1 protein-coding gene is annotated in these 992 nt (G+C 60.8%); it reads left to right on the top strand.

Annotation, left to right across the window (positions count from 1 at the left end):
- Positions 1 to 27: 27 nt before the first annotated feature.
- Positions 28 to 992, top strand: a 965-nt coding sequence (locus EOA22_RS08160) for a class I tRNA ligase family protein (RefSeq protein WP_164755317.1), incomplete at its 3' end; no start/stop codon positions are given.

Genomic DNA, 992 nt, shown 5'->3' with positions numbered 1-992 from the left:
CGCATGCTTTTAAGTGAAAAACGTCCCATGGCAACCGAACGATACAATCCGCGCGCGTCAGAGCCCAAATGGCAGAAGGCCTGGGACGCCAAGAAGCTGTTCGAAGCGCACAATGACGATCCGCGCCCGAAATACTACGTGCTGGAGATGTTCCCCTATCCGTCGGGGCGCATCCATATCGGTCATACCCGCAATTACACGATGGGCGACGTGGTGGCGCGCTACAAGCGGGCCAAGGGCTTCAACGTGCTGCACCCGATGGGCTGGGACGCCTTCGGCATGCCGGCCGAAAACGCGGCGATGCAGAATAAGGTCCACCCCAAGGAGTGGACCTACCAGAACATCGCCACCATGCGCGAGCAGCTCAAGGTCATGGGGCTGTCGCTGGACTGGGCGCGCGAATTCGCCACCTGCGACGTCGATTACTACCACCGCCAGCAGATGCTGTTCCTCGACTTTGTCGAGAAGGGGCTGGTGACGCGCAAATCCTCCAAGGTCAACTGGGATCCGGAGGACATGACGGTGCTTGCCAACGAGCAGGTCATCGACGGGCGCGGCTGGCGCTCGGGCGCGCTGGTCGAACAGCGCGAACTGACGCAGTGGTTCTTCAAGATCACCGACTTCGCCCAGGATCTGCTGGATTCGCTCGAAGGCCTCGACGAATGGCCGGAAAAAGTGAAGCTGATGCAGCAGAACTGGATCGGCCGCTCGGAAGGCCTGCTGATCCGTTGGCCTCTGGCCGACGCCTCCGATGGCGAGCATGAGTTGGAAGTCTATACGACAAGGCCCGACACCATCTTCGGCGCTTCCTTCATGGCTGTCGCCGCCGATCATCCGTTGGCCAAGAAGGCCGCTGCGCACAATCCGGCACTGGCGAAGTTCATCGAGGATATCGGCCATATGGGCACCTCGGTGGCGGCGCTGGAGACAGCTGAGAAGAAGGGTTTTGACACCGGCCTCCGCGTCGTCCATCCGTTTGACGACAACTGGAC

Origin of the sequence: Mesorhizobium sp. M7A.F.Ca.US.014.04.1.1 (genome assembly GCF_003998745.1) — a bacterium.
Classification (GTDB): domain Bacteria; phylum Pseudomonadota; class Alphaproteobacteria; order Rhizobiales; family Rhizobiaceae; genus Mesorhizobium; species Mesorhizobium ciceri.
The sequence above is the reverse complement of the archived record's forward strand: the minus strand, read 5'-3'. Positions and strand labels throughout refer to the sequence as shown.